Here is a 17,313-nt window from a genome sequence, read left to right on the forward strand (position 1 = left end):
CAGTCGTCCTCATGCCGACGCCCCGGTCTGCGGTGGCGCCTTCGGCGGCACCGAGCCCCGCTGGTAGGTCGCATCGAACACCGTGTCCGTCAGCCAGCGCTTGAAGTTGGAGTTGTCGCTGAACTGTTTGAACAACTCCGTGTGGTCGGAAAGCAGCTCCAGTACCACGCGGTTGAGTGCCTTGTCGTGCTCCAGCTTGGCGTTTTGCTTGTCAGAGTTCGCCTGCGCGTTCTGGTACGCCTTGTCCTGCGCCACTCGCGCCGGGATTTCCTCGGTGATGACCTTGCGGATCTTGTCCTCGTCCTTCCACTCGATGTTGCCAAACAGGTCGTTGAAGGTCTTGATGATCGCGGAGAGTTTGTCGATGTCTGCCTCGCCCTTGCCACCACCGCCGCCCGGCGGCACTGGATCGACCGTGGCGTCGGCGTCGGCCATTGCCATCTTCAACGCCGCCTTGGCCTCCACCCGGTAGCTGTCCATGTCGATGGTCTCCAGGACACCCTTGGAGAGGTCTTCCTCCTTGGGCGCGGGCAGCTTCGGGATGAGGAAGTTCAGGAAGATCGACAGCTTCTCCCAAGTCGGATGGCCATAGCTCAGGATCGCGGCAAGAAAGCCGTAACTGCGAACGAAAGCCTTGGCTTTGCCCTTGAACTTGACCTGATCGTCCTCGCCGAGCTTGTCCGTGTATTCGGCCACGCACGCATCGAGGATGGGGTCGAGTTTGTCCCGGTCTGCGCCGCTCAAATACAGCGCCACCAAGTCTTCCACCTGCTGCCAGCTGTACACCTGCTGCCCGTCGAGTTCGGCCTTCAGGTCGTGCAGTTTGTTGGCGTCGGTTTCGCCGGTCTGGATGGTGGCGCGGTAGTAGTCCTGGAATGCCGCCTTCACCGCTTCGGCGTTGTCGGCAAAGTCGAGTACGAAAGTGTCGTGCTTCTGCGGATGCGCGCGGTTCAGGCGTGACAGGGTCTGCACCGCCAGCACGCCCGCCAGCGGCTTGTCCACGTACATCGTGTGCAGCAAGGGCTCATCGAAGCCGGTGACGAACTTGTTGGCGACGATCAGGAAGCGATACGGGTCTTGCTTGAGATTGGGCGGAATGTCCTTGCTCGGAAACCCGTTCAGATCGGCCTCGGTTTTCTTCTGGCCGCCAATCTCGAAATCGCCCGAGTACGCCACGATGGCCTTGTATGGGCTCTTGATCTGCGTGAGGTAGTTCGACACCTCGCGCCAGTAGTCAATGGCCCGCGCGATGCCGTTGCACACGATCATCGCCCGCGCCTTGCCACCGATCTTTTGCTTGCCCGCCACATGCGCGATGAAATGATCGACCATGATCTCGGCCTTGCGGCGGATGGCCTTGTCGTGCGATTCGACGTAATGGCGGATCTTCTTCAGCGCCTTCACCTTGTCGAATTCCGGATCGTCCGCCACCGTCTTGGCCACTTGGTAGAAGCTGTCATAGGTGGTGTAGTTCTCCACCACGTCGAGGATGAACTTCTCCTGGATGGCCTGCTTGGTGGTGTAGGTCAGTTCTTCGGGCGAGCGGAACTGCACCTTGTCGCCGACCAGGGTCTTCTCGCCGAACAACTCCAGCGTCTTGTTCTTGGGCGTGGCAGTAAACGCGAAGTAGCTGGCGTTGGCCAGCAGCTTGCGCGAGGCGATGCGTTTCTCGATTTCCGCGTTTACCGCATCCTGCGTGCTGTCCTCCTCGAATTCTTCCTCGGCAGCCTTGCCGCCGAGGGCTTCGTGCATCCGCGCTGTGGTCTTGCCGCCTTGGCTGGAGTGCGCCTCGTCGATCAACAGCGCGAAGCTCTTGCCGGAGAGGTCGCCCAGCTCATCGAGGATGAACGGGAATTTCTGCACCGTGGTGACGATGATCTTCTTGCCCCGGCGCAGGTACTCGCGCAGCTCCTGCGCGTTGTCGGAGTGGCCGAAGATCGCCGCTACGTGGTCGTAACCCTTGATGGTGCGGGCAATCTGCGTGTCCAGCGCGCGCCGGTCGGTGATGACGATGATGGAGTCGAACTGCGCCGTCATCGGGTCGTCCGCGCGGCGCAGCTCCACCAACTGGTGCGCCAGCCAGGCAATCGTATTGCTCTTGCCGCTGCCTGCCGAATGCTGGATCAGATAACGCCTGCCGACCCCATCCGTATGGGCGCGGCGCAGCAGCGCGCGCACCGTGCGCAACTGATGGAAGCGCGGGAAAATCTGCTTGCGTTTCTTGCGCTTCTTGCCGCTGGCGTCTGCTTCTTCCTCTTCCACCACCTGCGCGTAGCTCTCGATGATGTTGGCCAGCGACTCGCGGGTCAGCACCTGCTTCCACAGGTAATCGGTCTTCAGACCATCCGGGTTGGGCGGGTTGCCTGCGCCGCTGTTCCAGCCCTGGTTGAACGGCAGGAACCAAGAGGCTTTGCCCTTCAACTCAGTGCAGAACGCGGCCTCCGCGTCATCGACTGCGATATGAGCCACGCAACGCCCCAACTGGAACAGCAGCTCCTGTGGGCTGCGCGTGGTTTGGTACTGGACGATGGCGTCGGCCAGGGTCTGCTTCGTCAGCGAATTCTTCAACTCGAACGTCAGTACCGGCAGACCGTTGATGAAGATAGCCAAGTCCAGCTCATTGCCGGAATCGTTGCTGTACCGCACCTGCCGGGTGACGCTGAAGATGTTCTTGCTGAAGGCATCCGACGCAGCGGCATTGCCCGGCGTGGGCAGCAGCTTGTAGAGATCGACGTGTACCGGCCCGTGGCTCACGCCCTTGCGCAGCACGTCCACCACGCCGCGCTTGGTGATCTCGCCCTGCAGCCGGTGCAGGAACTGGGTGCGCTTGATGCCGTCCGCCGCCAGTTCCAGCGTTTCTACCGCCTTGGGCTGAGTAGCCTGCAGGAAGGCCAGCAACTGCGCCACATCCAGCGCCACGTCGCGGTTGTAGTCGGTGGGCTTGCCCTGCACGTAGCCGTTGTGGGTGGCGGCGAAGTCCGTGGGAGCCAGCGCATGGCTGTACTCGGGCTGCGGCACACCGGTCAAGCCGCGCACCACGCGCGCCTCGAACCAGCGCTCGCTGGTGTCAGTCTTCGCCATCGCCATCCTCCTCTTCGGTCACATCATCTGGGTCATCACCGAGCGCGGCCAGCGCCGCGTCGTCCACCACATCCTCTGGGCCGGGCTGCCAGCCACGCACGTCCACTTGACCGGTGACCACATCGGCAATCTGACGGTCGCGGTATTCGCGGATCAGCTTGATTTCTTCTTCGGTGCGGGCGATGGCGTCATCCAGCGGCTGGCATTCGTCGGTGATCCAGCGGCAGATGGCTTGCTGTTCGGAGACAGGCGGAACTGGAATGAACTCGTTGGCGAGCACCCAAGTACCGATCTCCGCGAACGTCGTACCGTTTGCGAGAACCTGTAGCCGTTCCTTCATACGAAGCAACAACAGGAACAAGAAGTCGCTGATGGCAATATCCGGCGCGGGCACTACGGCCTTGCAACCCTGATTCGTGCAAAGCTCAACTCGCGCAATGGCAACGTTCCCAACCGGCGCGCGTGAGGTGATGACGATGCTTCCGGGGGGTACAAGCGTAGACGCACAGGACTGCAAGCCAGCAGCCGAGATGGTTCGTAGCGACGTGTGCAAGGAATCAGTTTTGCTGATGTCGCGTGGCGTCACCCAGACGATGCCGCCATCCCAATAGGACGATTCGTCGCTTTTCGGCGTGGAGCCTCCAACGATTCGTTTCGTAGCGAACTTGAGTTTGAGTGCTTTCCAATGCTTCGGCATCTCGCCCAGCCATTCGATGCCGGACAGCTTCAACGCCACCGATGCGTCAAGGCCGCGGGTGATGGCGTGGTCGATGATGCGCAGCTTCTGTTCGGTCAGCAGCTTGATCAGGTCCCGTTTGGCCTTGATGAAGCGGGCGATCTGCGCGTCCTGTGCGCGGAGGTAGGCGACGATCTGGTCTTGCTCAGGGCGCGGGGGCTGAATCAGTGCGATGTCGAGGAACTGGTTCGGGTACAGGCGCAGGCGCGAGGATCGGATGCCAGTCGAGCGCCCGATGTATTCGGCGACGTAGGCGCGGGTGCGCAACAGGTAATCTAGGTACGCCGGGTTGAAGCTGTCGGCGTGGTGCGGGCGGTACACGCCATAGGCCGGACTGACGATGCCCACGTGCCTGCTCGCACCAAGCGCCGCCATCCACGCCCACAGCGTGTTGATGACGATGTCGCCGGGGCGGCACAGTTTGGAGCCAACGTAGCTCGCAGCCTTGAACATCGTGACCTTCTTTTGACTGCGCGGGGTAACGCCGGTGAGGTGAGACACCGACAGCAGTTCTTCCTGTCCGGTCTTCGAACGCTCATCCACCTCGCGGAAAAAGGTCTTGGCGCGTTGCTCGTTCCAGTGTTCCGGAACAGCGGGCAACCAGCGCATCTTCGGTTGTCGGTAGTTCGGGTACGCGCTCGCCACCATCATTACGCGCCCCCCACGATCTTGTGCAGCAAGCCTTCGCTCTGGCGCTCCAGCGCGAGGATGTCGGCGCGGATCTCTGCCAGCGTGCGCAGCGGCACGGGCTTGTAGAAATAGCGGGCGAAGGAAATCTCGTAGCCGATCTGGGTCTTGTCCGTGGCGATCCAGGCGTCCGGTGCGTGCGGCAGCACCTCGCGGGCGAAGAAGGCGTCGATTCCGCCCGGCTCCTTCAACGGCACCTGCTCGGTGTCGCGCAGCTCGCTGTCGGGTTCGTACTCGACCATGAAGCGATCCTTGCCCACGGTTTCCAGGTACGCGCCGTCGAAGCCGGGCTCGAAGTGTTCCCCTGCCTTGAGCTTGCTGCGCTTGGCGATGACCGGCGGCGCGGCTTCGTCGCGCCAGCTCACCGCCTTGTAGATGGCCTTTTTCTCCGGCGCGCCGAGCTTGTCGCCCTGCGCCTTCAGCGCCGCATCGAAGCGGGAGCGGAATTCATTGTGGTCGTCGAACACGGCGCTGCCCAGTGCCTGCTGCGCCCGCTTCGCCACCTCCATCAGCCCCTTGTCACGCTGCCAAGTCGAAGCATCGAGCAGCTTCTTGCGGCGCTTGGCGGGCACGGCCTTGCGGGTGGTGGTGGCTTCGCCGTCATCACTGCTGTCGCTGTCTTCGCTGTCGTCGTCTTCGTTCTCGTCCTCGCCCTTCAGCCACGCCTCGATGGCTGGCTTGCGCTTGGCGAACTCGCTGTAGAGCGCCTCACCGTGGGTGGCGTAGATCTCGGCGCGCAGAGCCTCGTCGCCGGTGGCAAACCGCAGGGGCTCGATGCGTTCGTCTGAGAGCTGGCTTTTCAGGCGCAGCGGGCGCTCGACGGTGATCTTCCAGTAACCGAAGTCCTGAGTGTCGAACCATTTGGACTGGGCGGTTTCCTGTGCCTCTCCGAGGTAGAGGTCGAGGATTCGCTGGATGTCTCCGTCCGCAAGTTCGCAGTTCTTCTTGCCGAGGTTGCGGCGTAGCGGCTGGAACCAACCACTGGCGTCGATCAACTGCACCTTGCCACGGCGCGCTTCGGCCTTCTTGTTTGCCAACACCCAGATGTAGGTGGCGATGCCGGTGTTGTAGAAGATGTTGAGCGGCAGGGCGATAATGGCTTCGAGCCAGTCGTTTTCAATTACCCAGCGTCGGATGTTGCTCTCGCCCTGGCCCGCGTCGCCGGTGAATAGCGCCGAGCCGTTATGCACCAGAGCAATGCGGCTGCCCAGCGGCGTGTTGTGCTTCATCTTTTGCAGCTTGTTCACCTGGAACATGAGCTGCCCGTCGCTTGAGCGGGTAATGAGCTTGAACTCGTTGTTGCCCGCGTGGCTGACGATGAAGCGAGGGTCGTTGAATTCCTTCTTGCCGCCCATGCGCTCCAGATCGGTCTTCCAACTCTTGCCGTAGGGCGGGTTGGAGATCATGAAGTCGAATTCTCGGCTGCGGAATTGGTCGGCGGACAAGGTGGATTTGTCCGCGCCACCGATGATGTTCTCGGCTTCCGCGCCTTCGCCCTTCAAGAGCAGATCGGCCTTGCAGATGGCGTAGGTTTCATCGCTGATTTCCTGCCCGAACAAGTGGATCGACACTTCCTTGCCGTGCTGCTCGGCCAGCTCGTGCAGCGCCTCCTCAGCCACGGTGAGCATGCCGCCGGTGCCGCAGGAGCCGTCGTAGAGTGAATAGGTGCTGGACTCGATCCGGTCGGCCACCGGCAGGAACAGCAGCTTGGCCATGAGCTGCACCACGTCGCGCGGCGTGAAGTGCTCGCCTGCCTCTTCGTTGTTGTCTTCGTTGAAGCGGCGGATCAGCTCCTCGAACACCGTGCCCATGCCGTGGTTGTCCAGCGCGGGCAGCCTGATGCGGCCGTCGGCATCCTTCACTGGCAGCGGCGCGAGATTGACCTCGGGGTCGAGGAAGTCGTCGATCAGGTAGCCCAGGACGTGGGAATCCACCAGCTTCTGGATCTGGTTGCGGAAGTTGAACTTGGTGAGGATTTCCTGTACGTTGGGCGAGAAGCCGTCCAGGTACGCAATGAAGTCATCGCGCAGCCGCTGCCCCGCCGCGCTGGCCTTCAGCTTGGACAGCGTGAACTCCGAGACGTTGTAGAACGCCTGGCCTGCCGCCATGCGCAGCGCGCCGTCCTGCTCGGCCACCTTGTGGGCGTCCAGGAACTTCTTGCGCTCCAGCACTGCGTCCTTGGTGGCTTCGAGCACGGCGTCGAGCCGTCGCAGCACGGTGAAGGGCAGGATGACGTCACGGTACTTGCCGCGCACGTAAACGTCGCGCAGGCGGTCATCAGCGATGTTCCAGATGAAGTCGGATATCCACTTGATTTGGCTTTGGTCTTGTTGTTGCTTCTTCTGCATCGATACGTTCCTCAGTTGGCCGCAGCGCAGGTGACATTGCCTGTGGCGACGGCGAGATGCCAATGTTGTTTGAGTACGCCCACCAGGCGTTTCTGTCGCTCGGCCAGAAGCGTGGGCGTCCACTCGCTTTCTGATCTGACTTCCTGCGTCAGCACGAAGGGCGACGCCTTGCCTTTGCCCCTGAAGTAGGCGTCCTTCTTCTTGGCAAAGTCGTAGTTGCTGGCAGACGAGTTCTTGTTCCTATCCAGCGGAACCAGATTGGCCAAACGGTGGGTCCAGCCATCGCGCTCGTCTTCATCCGGGAACCATTTGATCCAGTCCGAACCGTCGGGCGGTGTTTGCGGCAGGACGTGCTCTAGAGACACGGCATCCTGAAGCTGCACGCCGGGGGCGCGCACCAAGGACTCAAGGCGCAAAACCAGCGCCATCCGTGCCTTGGGCAGATCGTCGTACACGTCGCCATCGAGTGCCGCGACGAACTTGCGCTTTTGCGCGTCCGTCAGGGCGAGCGTAGTGAGCGCAGCCAGATCCCCCTTGAAGGTCTCCGGCTCGATTTCCTTGGTGAGCGCAGCGTAGGTTTCGATGCGCTCGTTGATGCCCACCTTGGTGACCAGCAGGAAATAGGTCAGCCGTTCCAGTGACTGGAAAAACTCCGCGAGCAGTTTGGGTTGCTGCCGGAAGCGCTTGAAGTAGACCAGTGCCGGGGGCACCCAGTCCTTGAAGTCCACGCGGTTGAGCCAAGACAGGTGTTCGTTGATCGTCTCGGCATGTTCGGTGGCCTCGAAGTCGGCGTCGCGCACGAAGTCCCACACCTCGGCGTAAGGCTTTATGACCTTGTCGACGAGGTCGACAGGTGTCTTGTACTCGGTGACGTGCTCCTGGAACTCCTTGACCAGGATGTACTTCTGCTTCTTCTTGGCGTAGATGCTGCGGATGTGGCCAAACAGGTCGCCGAAGGCGTCACGGCCCAGGGAGCTTTCGATTCGGCTCCACTCTTTTGCGTAGGCTCGGCTTTTGACGTCGCCTGCCGTGGTGCGGATCAGGCCCAGTACCTGCGCCTTGATGATGTCGATAGGCGCGAGGTCGAGCCCCCGGTTGTTGAGTACGGAGAAGATGCGGTATGCGGCTTCGAGGTCGGGCGTGGAGATGACAACCAGCGAGCAGTCGTTGGCGAGGAACTGCCACAGCGCAATGAGCTCGGCAGGCGGTAGCGCCCTGGCCTTTTCGAGCAGCAGCGCGGCGTTTTCACGATAACGCAGACGGCTGTCTTTCAGCTTGTCCGTACTGGCGACCAACTGTGCGATGCCACCCGGCTCCTGAATATTGGTGCGGAAGAAGTCGGCATCTTCCTCGCGGGCGGTCAGGCGGTACTCGTTTTTCTCCCCAAGACTGACTTTGCCCTTTTTGTAGAGGAAGTCAGTGATGTCGTCTGCCGCGTCCGGCATCACGGTACGCAACACGGCGAACAGCATCGTGAGCGTAGACAGGCGTTGCTGGCCGTCGACCACCGATGACTTCGGGTCCCGGTCGTTCTTGATCAGAACGATGCTGCCCAGGAAGTATTGGCTGCTGACCCCCGAGACACGCGCGTCCTGCATCGCCGAGTACAGATCATCGAACAGCTCTGAGGCCTGCTCGGTTGTCCAGGCGTAGGGGCGCTGGTAGTCCGGAATCTCGAACTGGTAGCTGCCTTCGAAGATCTCCCGGATCAGTTTGTCGTGGGCTTCAAGTGTCTTGGCCATTGGTTTTCTTCTTTCCTATCTTTTCTTTGGGCTGCTTGGGGCTTGGTAGCCCGGAGCCAGCTTGGCGTTCTCGACGCCGTACAGCGCAAGCGGATCGCTGAGCCACAGTCGGTACTGTTCTTCCTTGAGACGATGGTCGGGCGAGCAGTCCACGCTCCAGCGCAGCAGCATGTAGCCCGCGACGGCGGCGCGAACGCGCATCCGGATCGAGCCGTCGGTCATCCCGTAGTCCATCTTGATGATCTCGGGGCGCTCAAGGCGCGGATGCGGTACCAAGTCCAACTCCACGATCCGAGTCCACTGGATGTCGTTATCCGGGCGCTCGTTGGCCTTGGGTTCCTCATCGACCAAAGTCGGCGCTTCGATGCGGGTGACGACGAAGTCGCGGAACTCGCCGGACTTGCGGTCAAACGCCCGAACGTGCCAGCGCAGGCCGGTGTCAACCAGCGCAAAGGGAACGATGATCCGCTCGGACTCTCCGCTGCTCATCGAGTGGTAACGGATGGCGATGGGTCGCTTGGCGTGGATGGCTCGGCAAATCGGTGCCAGCACATCCATCCGGGGGCTACTCAAAGCTGCGGGGGATTCGCAGGGCAGCAGCGGTTGCGACTCGACGTTCACTCCATCGCCAAACCCAAGAGCAAGCGCCGACAAGACACGCTGCGTCGCGTGCTCGAAGATCGGGGAGAACGTCTTGCCGATACGGTAGATCTTGTTGCTGCCGTCGAAGGTGATGTTCTGCGGCGCGATTTCCCGGTACAGCGCCAAGTCGCGCGTTGCCCCGGCTGGAGCCACCCCAAAGCGGCTCGCCAAGTCTGGGCGGCCGATTTCACCCATGAAGTACAGGCGAAAGTCGATGTACGCCAAGCGCTCGCGCTGGGCATGGCTCAGACTCTCGACACGTTGGGGGTGCATGGTCAGGTGATCCTCACCCACGGAAGATGACGGTTAGACCGAAATTGGTTGTTCGATTGCTCATTGCTAGGCAGTTTACATCATCAAATTGATGACATAATACTCTGCGACGGAAGCTGGGGCAATGAGGTATGGCGAGTGAATGCCGGGGAGTGTGAAGTTGATCGGTTTGCGCTCCTCGCCGTCCAGAATTTCGCTTGTCATCAGCCAGCGCCTACGACGCTTTTCATATGCATATGACCCACGATAGAATGAAATTTATGTAGTCACATAATTTCTTATGCCTGATGCCCACACTTTTTACCTGGCTTGGTAACTCAGACCTTCGCGCCTCGGAAGATGCGTCGGGCACAGACTTCGGCCCCATCTTGATGGCGCTGGAGACCGGGTTGTATGACCGTCTAGTACTCCTATCAGATCACGGTCAGCAGAAAACGCAGAACTTCGTGGCGTGGCTGAGCGGCAAATTCACGGGAGCTACAGAGGTGCGGTACGCAAAACTGCGTAGCCCCACCGATTTCGAAGACATATACGTCGCAGCCAACGGAGCGGTGTCCGCGACGCTCTCTTCTTCTCCTGAGCTGCCGGTCACTTTTCACGTGAGCCCTGGCACCCCTGCCATGGCTGCTGTCTGGGTGCTGTTGGCGAAAGCCAAGTACGGGGCTAACCTCATCGAATCCTCTCGTGAACACGGCGTGCGTCCTGTCGTTGTTCCATTCGACCTGGCCGCTGAGTTCCTTCCCGTTGCGAGCAAGCAAGCTGACGAAGCTCTCGCACACCTGGTCCAAGGATTGCCCCCGGCAGCGCCGGAGTTCGCCAGCATCATTCACCGCTGCAATGCGATGAAGCGTGTAGTCGCGATGGCGCAGCGATTGGCGCAACGGGATCTGCCCGTATTGATCCAAGGGGAGTCCGGGACCGGCAAGGAACTCTTTGCACGTGCGATCCACGCTTCCAGCAAGCGAAAAGGCGCTCCCTTTGTTGCAGTCAACTGTGGGGCCATCCCGCTCGAACTGATCGACTCCGAGCTTTTCGGTCATGAAAAGGGTGCGTTCACCGGTGCCCATGCAACCCGTGCTGGCTACTTTGAGGCAGCTGATGGCGGGACGCTTTTTTTGGACGAAATCGGTGAACTGCCGCTGCAGTCACAGGTTCGACTGCTGCGCGTACTCCAGGAGCATGAAGTGACCCGCCTGGGGGCCAGTAAGTCCCGAAAAATCGATGTGCGCATCGTCGCCGCGACCAACCGGGTTCTGCCGGAAGAAGTTCGGGCGGGGCGATTCAGAGAGGATGTGTTTCATCGAATCGCGGTTGGCATCTTGGCGTTGCCTCCCCTGCGCGCTCGCGAAGGGGACCTCAATCTATTGATCGACGCTTTGCTGGCGCAGATCAATCGCGAAGCAACTTCCCAGCCGGGCTTTAAAAATAAGAAATTATCTGTTGGCGCAAGAAATCTTCTTCTTCGCCACACCTGGCCGGGCAATGTGAGGGAGCTGCACAACGCGCTTTTGAGGGCGTCCATCTGGGCGCCAGGAGAGGAGATAGCCGCCGAGGATATCGATGAGGTTCTCTCGCTCACAACCACCGGCACAGACGACGCCATTCTTGGGGCCGCACTTGGCGATGGGTTTTCGCTACCTGATCTGATGGCAGATGTGGCCCGGCACTACCTGGATAGGGCCATGGAGCAGAGTCGTGGCAACAAGACTGAGGCAGCGAAGCTGTTGGGTCTTGGCAGTTACCAAACTTTGACGAATTGGTTGCTCAAGTACCAGTCCACAAAAGCTGGCACGGATGGTGCATAAGCATAAGAACTATTATGAATTGGAGGCTGGGTCATGGGTTTTGCCAAATACCAAGAAGACATCGTGAGTCGATACGTCGGCGATCTCGCGATGCGTTCCACCAAGGTGCCGGTTTCACCACCCAAGCCCCCAAGCTCGAATGCCAAAAATCAACCTGATCAAAGGACAAAGAAGATGAGCAGTCTCAAAAAATTCGCTGTCGCCACGCCCCGGCCTCTCCCCGTGATCGTCTTGGCAGACACAAGTGGCAGCATGGGGGAGAACGGCAAGATCGAAGCGCTAAATGCTGCGATGAAGGACATGGTCTCGACTTTCGCCAAGGAAAGTCGTTTGCGCGCCGAGATCCAGGTGGGCCTGATCACCTTTGGTGGCAAGGCGCAGATGCACTTGCCATTGGTTGCGGCACATGGCGTCGCAGGGTTCTCGGAATTTAAGGCTGACGGTGTCACGCCGATGGGTGCGGCATTTGATCTCGCGCGTCAGTTGCTGGAGGACAAGGATCGCATCCCCTCCAGAGCCTATCGCCCCGTCTTGATTCTGTTGTCTGATGGACAACCGACCGACGACTGGGAGGCTCCTTTCAAGGCTCTTTGCGACTCCGAGCGGGCACAGAAGGCGACCCGGCTAGCTATGGCGATTGGGCCGGATGCCGATGAAGCAATGCTGAAGGATTTTGCAAACGACGCAGAGGCTCCCATTTTTAAAGCCCACAACGCCCGGGACATCCACCGCTTCTTCCGTGCAGTGACCATGAGTGTGACCACTCGCACGGCAAGCCATAATCCAGACATCTCAACCGCATTCGTTGTCCCGCCGCCGGATGACGACGCACTGGACCTCGACTTCCAATGAGGTTTATTGCCTGCGGCGCGAGCGTCATTGGCCCCCGACACCGGGATCTGGGCGAGCCTAATCAGGACGCGATGGTTCTGGCGGGTTGCCGAGGTGGCTGGATTGCGGCTGTGGCAGACGGATTGGGATCGAGAGCACGTAGTGATCTGGGGGCACGTAGTGCCTGCCAAGTTACCCGGCAGATTTTGCGTGCCACATCGAGCAGTTTCGATCTACCGGCAACGCTGCCCTTGATTCACCAGCAATGGCTTGGAGCGATCGATCCGACAACTCCTCGAGACGCCGCGACCACGCTGCTGTTCGGCCGCGTGACAGATCAAGGCGAGGTCCATGCAGCCCAATTGGGTGATGGTCTTCTGCTGGTGAAATGCGCTGGCGAGTTCCGTCGCGTCACGCCAGAGCGCACAGCTTATGGCAATCAGACCTGGGCACTTGAGTCCACGCACCTGCAGGACAAATGGAGCTGTACGAAAGGCCGATTCACCGAGCCGGGTGATGGTGTTGTCTTGATGACAGATGGCGTGGCCGATGACCTCGAACCTGCACATCTTGCCGACTTCTTTGATGCGCTTTACCAAGACTTAAGCGTTCGAAATCGGCGCAGAGGCAGACGCTGGTTGCAGTCTGAACTGAATGACTGGGCGACACCCTTACACAGCGACGACAAAACACTCGTGGCCATTTTTAGGACTTCTGAATGAGCGCAGCAACACCAGAGGCACCAAAGAAAAACAGGACGGTGCTAGACCAACACGGTCAGTCCTATGAACTGACAGGGCGTATCGGCGAAGGCGGTCAGGGGATCGTTTGCACGACCAACTACCCCAATGTACTCGTCAAAGTCTCTCGCGCAACAACAGAAGAAAAGCGAAACAGTTGGACGAGCAAGATTCGCGCACTTATGCGTCAGCCACTTGAGGGCCTTCCCATCGCACATCCGCAAGCCCTCATCACGCAGCCGCAGCCCGGTTACGTCATGGAACTGATGGATGGTCTGGTCCCAATGACTGAACTGATGCAGGTCGCGACGGACGCCTTGATGTCAGATGAAGGCCTCTCGGGCTATGTGAAAACAGGCGGTCTGTTGCGCCGGTTGAAGATACTCGCGCGACTGGCTCGGGTCCTGGCTGACTTGCATGGCCGAGGACTCGCTTATGGCGATCTTTCTCCTGCAAATGTCTTCGTATCGCAGTCACTAGAGTACGCCGAAGTCTGGTTAATCGACGCCGACAACGTTGCGAGTCAGTCGCATGACGGTCAGCAAGGTGTATTCACCCCCGATTACGGGGCTCCAGAGATTCTGAGGGGAGAGTCCGGCATCAATACACTGACCGACAGCTGGAGTTTTGCGGTCATGGCGTATCGCATCCTCACGCTGGTTCACCCCCTCAAGGGGGACGTTGTGCTTGAGGGTGAACCCGAGCGTGAAGAGGCAGCCCTCCGCGGCGAACTCCCTTGGGTAGATCACCCGGTTGATCGCAGCAATGTCTTGTCGATAGGTCTGCCTCGCGAAATCACGCTCAATGCGCCACTGCGTGCGCTGTTTGAACGATGCTTCAATGCCGGGCTGAACAATCCGGGTGAGCGACCAAGTCTCAATGAGTGGGCAGATGCCTTCGAGGCTGCCACAGGCCATTGCGATCAATGCGAGTCTTGTGGCAGCACTTTTTTTTACACATCTAAGCACATCTGTCCATTTTGCGATCACACCCAGGGCACGAATCGCACGATCCTCTTGCAGGAGTATCGCTATATGCCACCGGACCTGCTCCGGGAGGGCTTACCGGAAGACGTTCCAGAGTCGTTGATTCGAAAAGAGTGCTGGACTCGCACAGGCAAGGCGATGGTTTTGACTATGAGCCCTGCCGAGTTAAAAACTTTGCCTTTAGGAACGTCTCTGTACGCGGACGCACGTCCGCTATGCACTGTCGAGCTTGCAAAGGATGGCTTGTGGATAGAGCCATCAGCCGGTACGCAAGTTTCCTTGCAAAGAGCATCTGACGACAAAGTCGTCCCGGTTGTGCGTCGGCAGCGGCTCAAGTCAGACAGCCGTTCAGGAGTGTCTTTTTGGCTCCACCTAGGTGCAGTAGAAGAAGAGCACGTCGTTTGGCGTTTCAACTGGTGAGGCAACGATGAAACTCTGCGACTTTCCTCTTCTGTCGGGTGAACTTGCCCAGTTCACATGTGACGACCTGGGAGCCGATTGGCAGATCGGTGAGGCCGTGTCAGTACAGGCACACGGTAATGACTATCTTCTCCGACAGGGCGACGCCGTTTGCGTCGGCAAAGTAGAAGGACGCCAAGATCGAACTGCGCTTCAGGTCCAACGAGGTCTGACGTTGTGGGTGTTAAGGCATCGGCATGGGGAGGTTCTCCACCTTCAATCCTTGGATTTGGTCGAGCAGATCCAGTTGGATATGGCGATTTCTGTTGATGAGGCCATTGCGGAGCAATTGGCCAGCAGGGGTGAGATTTCTGCTCCCGACGTACCCACTGCAGTTGGTTGGTTGAATGAGCAATTCATCTCAGCCGAAAAAGCACCGAATTCAGAAATGGATCGTGTTTTTCTTGGCCGCTTCGACAACCCTTCCGATGAGAGTTTCGTTCTGTTTGGTGCAGGCTGGCGCGGCAACGTCAAACGAGATGCTGGCGTGCTCAAACTGATGAGCGTCACTCGTCTCAAGGGGGCTACAGCACGTGTAGCCATGGCCGTTGGCACGATCTCTTTTCAAGATGCCAGTGTCGCCGTGCGTCTCCAGAGTACAGAACAACGCGCACTTCTGGATGCCGCGCTGCGCGACAACGGCAGCTACCTACGTTTATGGCAAGAGTATGGTGCGCTCGAATGGGAGCAGGCTCGAGATTGCGCGAGGGAACTGGGTTCTCTTCGTTTCAAGAGTGCGGAACTCGTCGAAGGTGAACTGTGGGCCTGGTTTCTAAAAGTTGATGCGGATCACCTGAAGGATTTCCGGAAGCGATGGAAAGCTTTGGGGCTGGCGAACACGACGCAAGTCGAGCTTGGGGATCGGGAGCTTGATCTTGATTCCGAGGTTGAAGACGCGCCGAGCAGAGCTGACCGAGCACGCCGTCGCCCCGTTCGTGGTGTATTGCGATTCGAGCGAGAGGGCGTGGTCTTGGTTCCCAGCCAGGACCGGCGCTCAGAACGCCCCCCAACCAAGGGGTTCATCTACTACTCACTATCAGGTGATGAAGCCGTACAGACCCGTCGTGCGCGCGCAAGGCAATCTATTAATGAAGGGCGGCGACTGCCGCAGCTGAGCTACTTGCTGGAAGGGGTGGCTCCACCAAGCGCCCGGCGACGTCAACTCGTTGGCCTATCTAGCTATGCCAAAGCTTGTTTCAAGGGGCTTCCAACCGAGCGCCAGAAACTAGCCCTGGATGTGGCCATCAATACCCCGGACATTGCACTGATCGTCGGCCCTCCAGGTACTGGTAAAACCCAAGTCATAGCTGCGCTACAGCGTCGCCTAGCAGAAACTCTGGGCGAAAATTCATTGCAGCATCAGGTGCTGATCAGCAGTTACCAGCACGATGCAGTCGATAACGCCCTGAATCGTGCCGAAGTCTTTGGCTTGCCTGCCGTTCGAATTGGCGGCCGAGGGCGCCGTGACGAAGGCGGTGTCGACCCCGTTGGTGTTTGGTGTGAACGCAAACGGAAAGAAATCTCTGTTCGACTCGACGCGATTCGGCTGAATGAGCCGCTGACTCAACCATTGGAAGAGCTAGATCGACGTATCACAGCATTGAGACTCGCGAGCATGTCGGCACAGGAACGCCAAACACAGTTCGAGCAAATTGATGTCCTTTTGCGTCAGCTGTTCGATCTAGATGTTCGTCTTCCGGCCCATATTAAAGACCGATGGGATGAGTTTCTTGCTCAGCAGAAAAGAGTCGAAACCCAGCGTCAGGCCAATGAGCCTGCTGGGCTTGTGCGCTTGGCGAGGGCCCTGCGCACCAGTTCTATCGGGTTCGCCGACGACGGTCCGGACAGAGTTCACCAGCTTGAGCGTACGCTGCGACGTAACAAGGTCAACCTTCAAGATTCGGAATGGAGCTTGCTCCAGCGTCTTTCAACGGTTGCCGATGCAACAGAAGCAGACCTTGCTGAATTGGCTGCGTTTAAGCGGTCCATGCTGGATCGGCTGATCCCCGATTACAGGCCCCCGCAGCTTAAGCAGGCGTTGAGCGGAGAAGTGCTCGGGCTCTTGGCCGAGATCGAGCACGCAATAGATGCGCCTTTACGCCAATCTCGCCGTGGCATCTCTGCGGTAGTGGCCTCCTACCAGGCGGCACTTTCCCAAGCCCCCAATGAGGCAGCTAGAGCGGTCCGCGAGTACGCCAGCATTGTCGGTGCGACATGCCAGCAGTCAGCTGGTAAGGCGATGAGCAGCTTGAAGGAGTTGAGCGACCTGGATGCATCAGAAGGAATTGAATTCGACACGGTTGTCATTGACGAAGCCGCAAGAGCAAATCCTCTCGATCTTTTCGTTCCAATGGCGATGGCGCGGCGTCGCATCATCCTGGTTGGCGATCATCGGCAACTACCTCACCTTGTTCAGCGAGAGTTGGAAGATGAACTCATTTCCAGGCAAAGCCTGACTGAGGCTCAAGCGAAGGCGTATGAGCAGAGTCTTTTTGAGCGGCTGGTGAAGCAGCTTAGGGAGCAAGAGAAAGTCGACAACATCAAGCGCGTCGTGATGCTCGATACGCAGTACAGAATGCATCCGAGACTGGGTGACTTCATCAGCAAGCAGTTTTATGAATCTGAGGGATTGGACGTCTTGCACTCAGGTCGGCCTGCGCAGGATTTCGTTCACACGATTCCTGGCTACCAAGGCAAATGTGCAGCTTGGTTGGATGTGCCTCTGCAGGACGGGAAAGAAAAATTCCTAAAACCCGGTTATGAAAGACGGGCGGAGGCAATTTCTATTGCAAAAGAGGTTAAGCGGATTGCAGATTCTTGTGGGCCGTCGCTGAGCATTGGGGTCATCAGTTTCTACTGACCTTGCCCTCGAAAAACGTATCCCTTGCTGAGTGATTCAATCCAAGCAAGGAGAACGGAAATGACGAAGACGACAACGCGGGCGCGCTACACGCTCGAGTTCAAGCAAGAGGCGGTGCGGCTG

10 protein-coding genes are annotated in these 17,313 nt (G+C 59.0%); 5 read left to right on the forward strand and 5 right to left on the reverse strand.

Annotated features, from left to right (window positions below):
- Positions 1-9 precede the first annotated feature (9 nt).
- The 5 genes from RBR52_RS10035 to RBR52_RS10055 are packed head-to-tail and all read right to left on the reverse strand — an operon-like array spanning position 10 to position 9,509.
- The gene (locus RBR52_RS10035; protein WP_320377062.1) at positions 10-3,081 is read right to left on the reverse strand and encodes a type I restriction endonuclease subunit R; all 3,072 of its coding nucleotides are present in this window, start codon (positions 3,079-3,081) and stop codon (positions 10-12) included.
- The gene (locus RBR52_RS10040; RefSeq protein ID WP_320377063.1) at positions 3,068-4,468 is read right to left on the reverse strand and encodes a restriction endonuclease subunit S; all 1,401 of its coding nucleotides are present in this window, start codon (positions 4,466-4,468) and stop codon (positions 3,068-3,070) included. Before RBR52_RS10040 ends, RBR52_RS10035 begins: the two co-directional genes overlap by 14 nt.
- Positions 4,468-6,852 carry a class I SAM-dependent DNA methyltransferase gene (locus RBR52_RS10045; RefSeq protein WP_320377064.1) on the reverse strand — a complete coding sequence of 795 codons (2,385 nt, stop codon included), beginning with the start codon at positions 6,850-6,852 and terminating at the stop codon, positions 4,468-4,470. The genes RBR52_RS10040 and RBR52_RS10045 overlap by 1 nt, the downstream gene beginning before the upstream one ends.
- Positions 6,853-6,863: 11 nt before the next feature.
- Complete coding sequence (locus tag RBR52_RS10050) at positions 6,864-8,594, reverse strand: DUF262 domain-containing HNH endonuclease family protein (RefSeq protein WP_320377065.1); 1,731 nt, start codon at positions 8,592-8,594, stop codon at positions 6,864-6,866.
- A 15-nt stretch (positions 8,595-8,609) separates the two neighbouring features.
- Positions 8,610-9,509 (reverse strand): helix-turn-helix transcriptional regulator, encoded by a 900-nt coding sequence (locus RBR52_RS10055; protein WP_320377066.1) that lies wholly within the window; start codon positions 9,507-9,509, stop codon positions 8,610-8,612.
- Between the two features lie 287 nt (positions 9,510-9,796).
- On the opposite strand from RBR52_RS10055, the gene RBR52_RS10060 reads away from it, so the two are divergent.
- From RBR52_RS10060 to RBR52_RS10080, 5 genes are read left to right on the forward strand one after another with little or no spacing between them, the layout of a single operon-like run.
- Positions 9,797-11,314 carry a sigma-54 dependent transcriptional regulator gene (locus RBR52_RS10060; RefSeq protein WP_320377067.1) on the forward strand — a complete coding sequence of 506 codons (1,518 nt, stop codon included), beginning with the start codon at positions 9,797-9,799 and terminating at the stop codon, positions 11,312-11,314.
- Between the two features lie 33 nt (positions 11,315-11,347).
- Entirely contained in the window at positions 11,348-12,166 is an 819-nt protein-coding gene (locus RBR52_RS10065) for a vWA domain-containing protein (RefSeq protein ID WP_320377068.1), read from the forward strand.
- Positions 12,163-12,867, forward strand: coding sequence for a PP2C family serine/threonine-protein phosphatase (locus RBR52_RS10070; protein ID WP_313315325.1), 705 nt, complete (start codon positions 12,163-12,165; stop codon positions 12,865-12,867). The genes RBR52_RS10065 and RBR52_RS10070 overlap by 4 nt, the downstream gene beginning before the upstream one ends.
- Positions 12,864-14,291 carry a protein kinase domain-containing protein gene (locus RBR52_RS10075; protein WP_320377069.1) on the forward strand — a complete coding sequence of 476 codons (1,428 nt, stop codon included), beginning with the start codon at positions 12,864-12,866 and terminating at the stop codon, positions 14,289-14,291. Before RBR52_RS10070 ends, RBR52_RS10075 begins: the two co-directional genes overlap by 4 nt.
- A 7-nt stretch (positions 14,292-14,298) precedes the next feature.
- Complete coding sequence (locus tag RBR52_RS10080; protein ID WP_320377070.1) at positions 14,299-17,190, forward strand: DEAD/DEAH box helicase; 2,892 nt, start codon at positions 14,299-14,301, stop codon at positions 17,188-17,190.
- The last annotated feature ends 123 nt before the right edge of the window (positions 17,191-17,313 follow it).

Source organism: Thiomonas sp., assembly GCF_034007205.1.
In the GTDB taxonomy this organism is placed as follows: domain Bacteria; phylum Pseudomonadota; class Gammaproteobacteria; order Burkholderiales; family Burkholderiaceae_C; genus Thiomonas.

Bases quoted from the DNA above. Each gene is read 5' to 3' on its own strand.
- RBR52_RS10040 (WP_320377063.1), bottom strand. From the start codon at position 4,468: ATGATGGTGGCGAGCGCGTACCCGAACTACCGACAACCGAAGATGCGC.
- RBR52_RS10050 (WP_320377065.1), bottom strand. From the start codon at position 8,594: ATGGCCAAGACACTTGAAGCCCACGACAAACTGATCCGGGAGATCTTC.
- RBR52_RS10080 (WP_320377070.1), top strand. From the start codon at position 14,299: ATGAAACTCTGCGACTTTCCTCTTCTGTCGGGTGAACTTGCCCAGTTC.
- RBR52_RS10055 (WP_320377066.1), bottom strand. From the start codon at position 9,509: ATGCACCCCCAACGTGTCGAGAGTCTGAGCCATGCCCAGCGCGAGCGC.
- RBR52_RS10065 (WP_320377068.1), top strand. From the start codon at position 11,348: ATGGGTTTTGCCAAATACCAAGAAGACATCGTGAGTCGATACGTCGGC.
- RBR52_RS10070 (WP_313315325.1), top strand. From the start codon at position 12,163: ATGAGGTTTATTGCCTGCGGCGCGAGCGTCATTGGCCCCCGACACCGG.
- RBR52_RS10035 (WP_320377062.1), bottom strand. From the start codon at position 3,081: ATGGCGAAGACTGACACCAGCGAGCGCTGGTTCGAGGCGCGCGTGGTG.
- RBR52_RS10075 (WP_320377069.1), top strand. From the start codon at position 12,864: ATGAGCGCAGCAACACCAGAGGCACCAAAGAAAAACAGGACGGTGCTA.
- RBR52_RS10060 (WP_320377067.1), top strand. From the start codon at position 9,797: ATGCCCACACTTTTTACCTGGCTTGGTAACTCAGACCTTCGCGCCTCG.
- RBR52_RS10045 (WP_320377064.1), bottom strand. From the start codon at position 6,852: ATGCAGAAGAAGCAACAACAAGACCAAAGCCAAATCAAGTGGATATCC.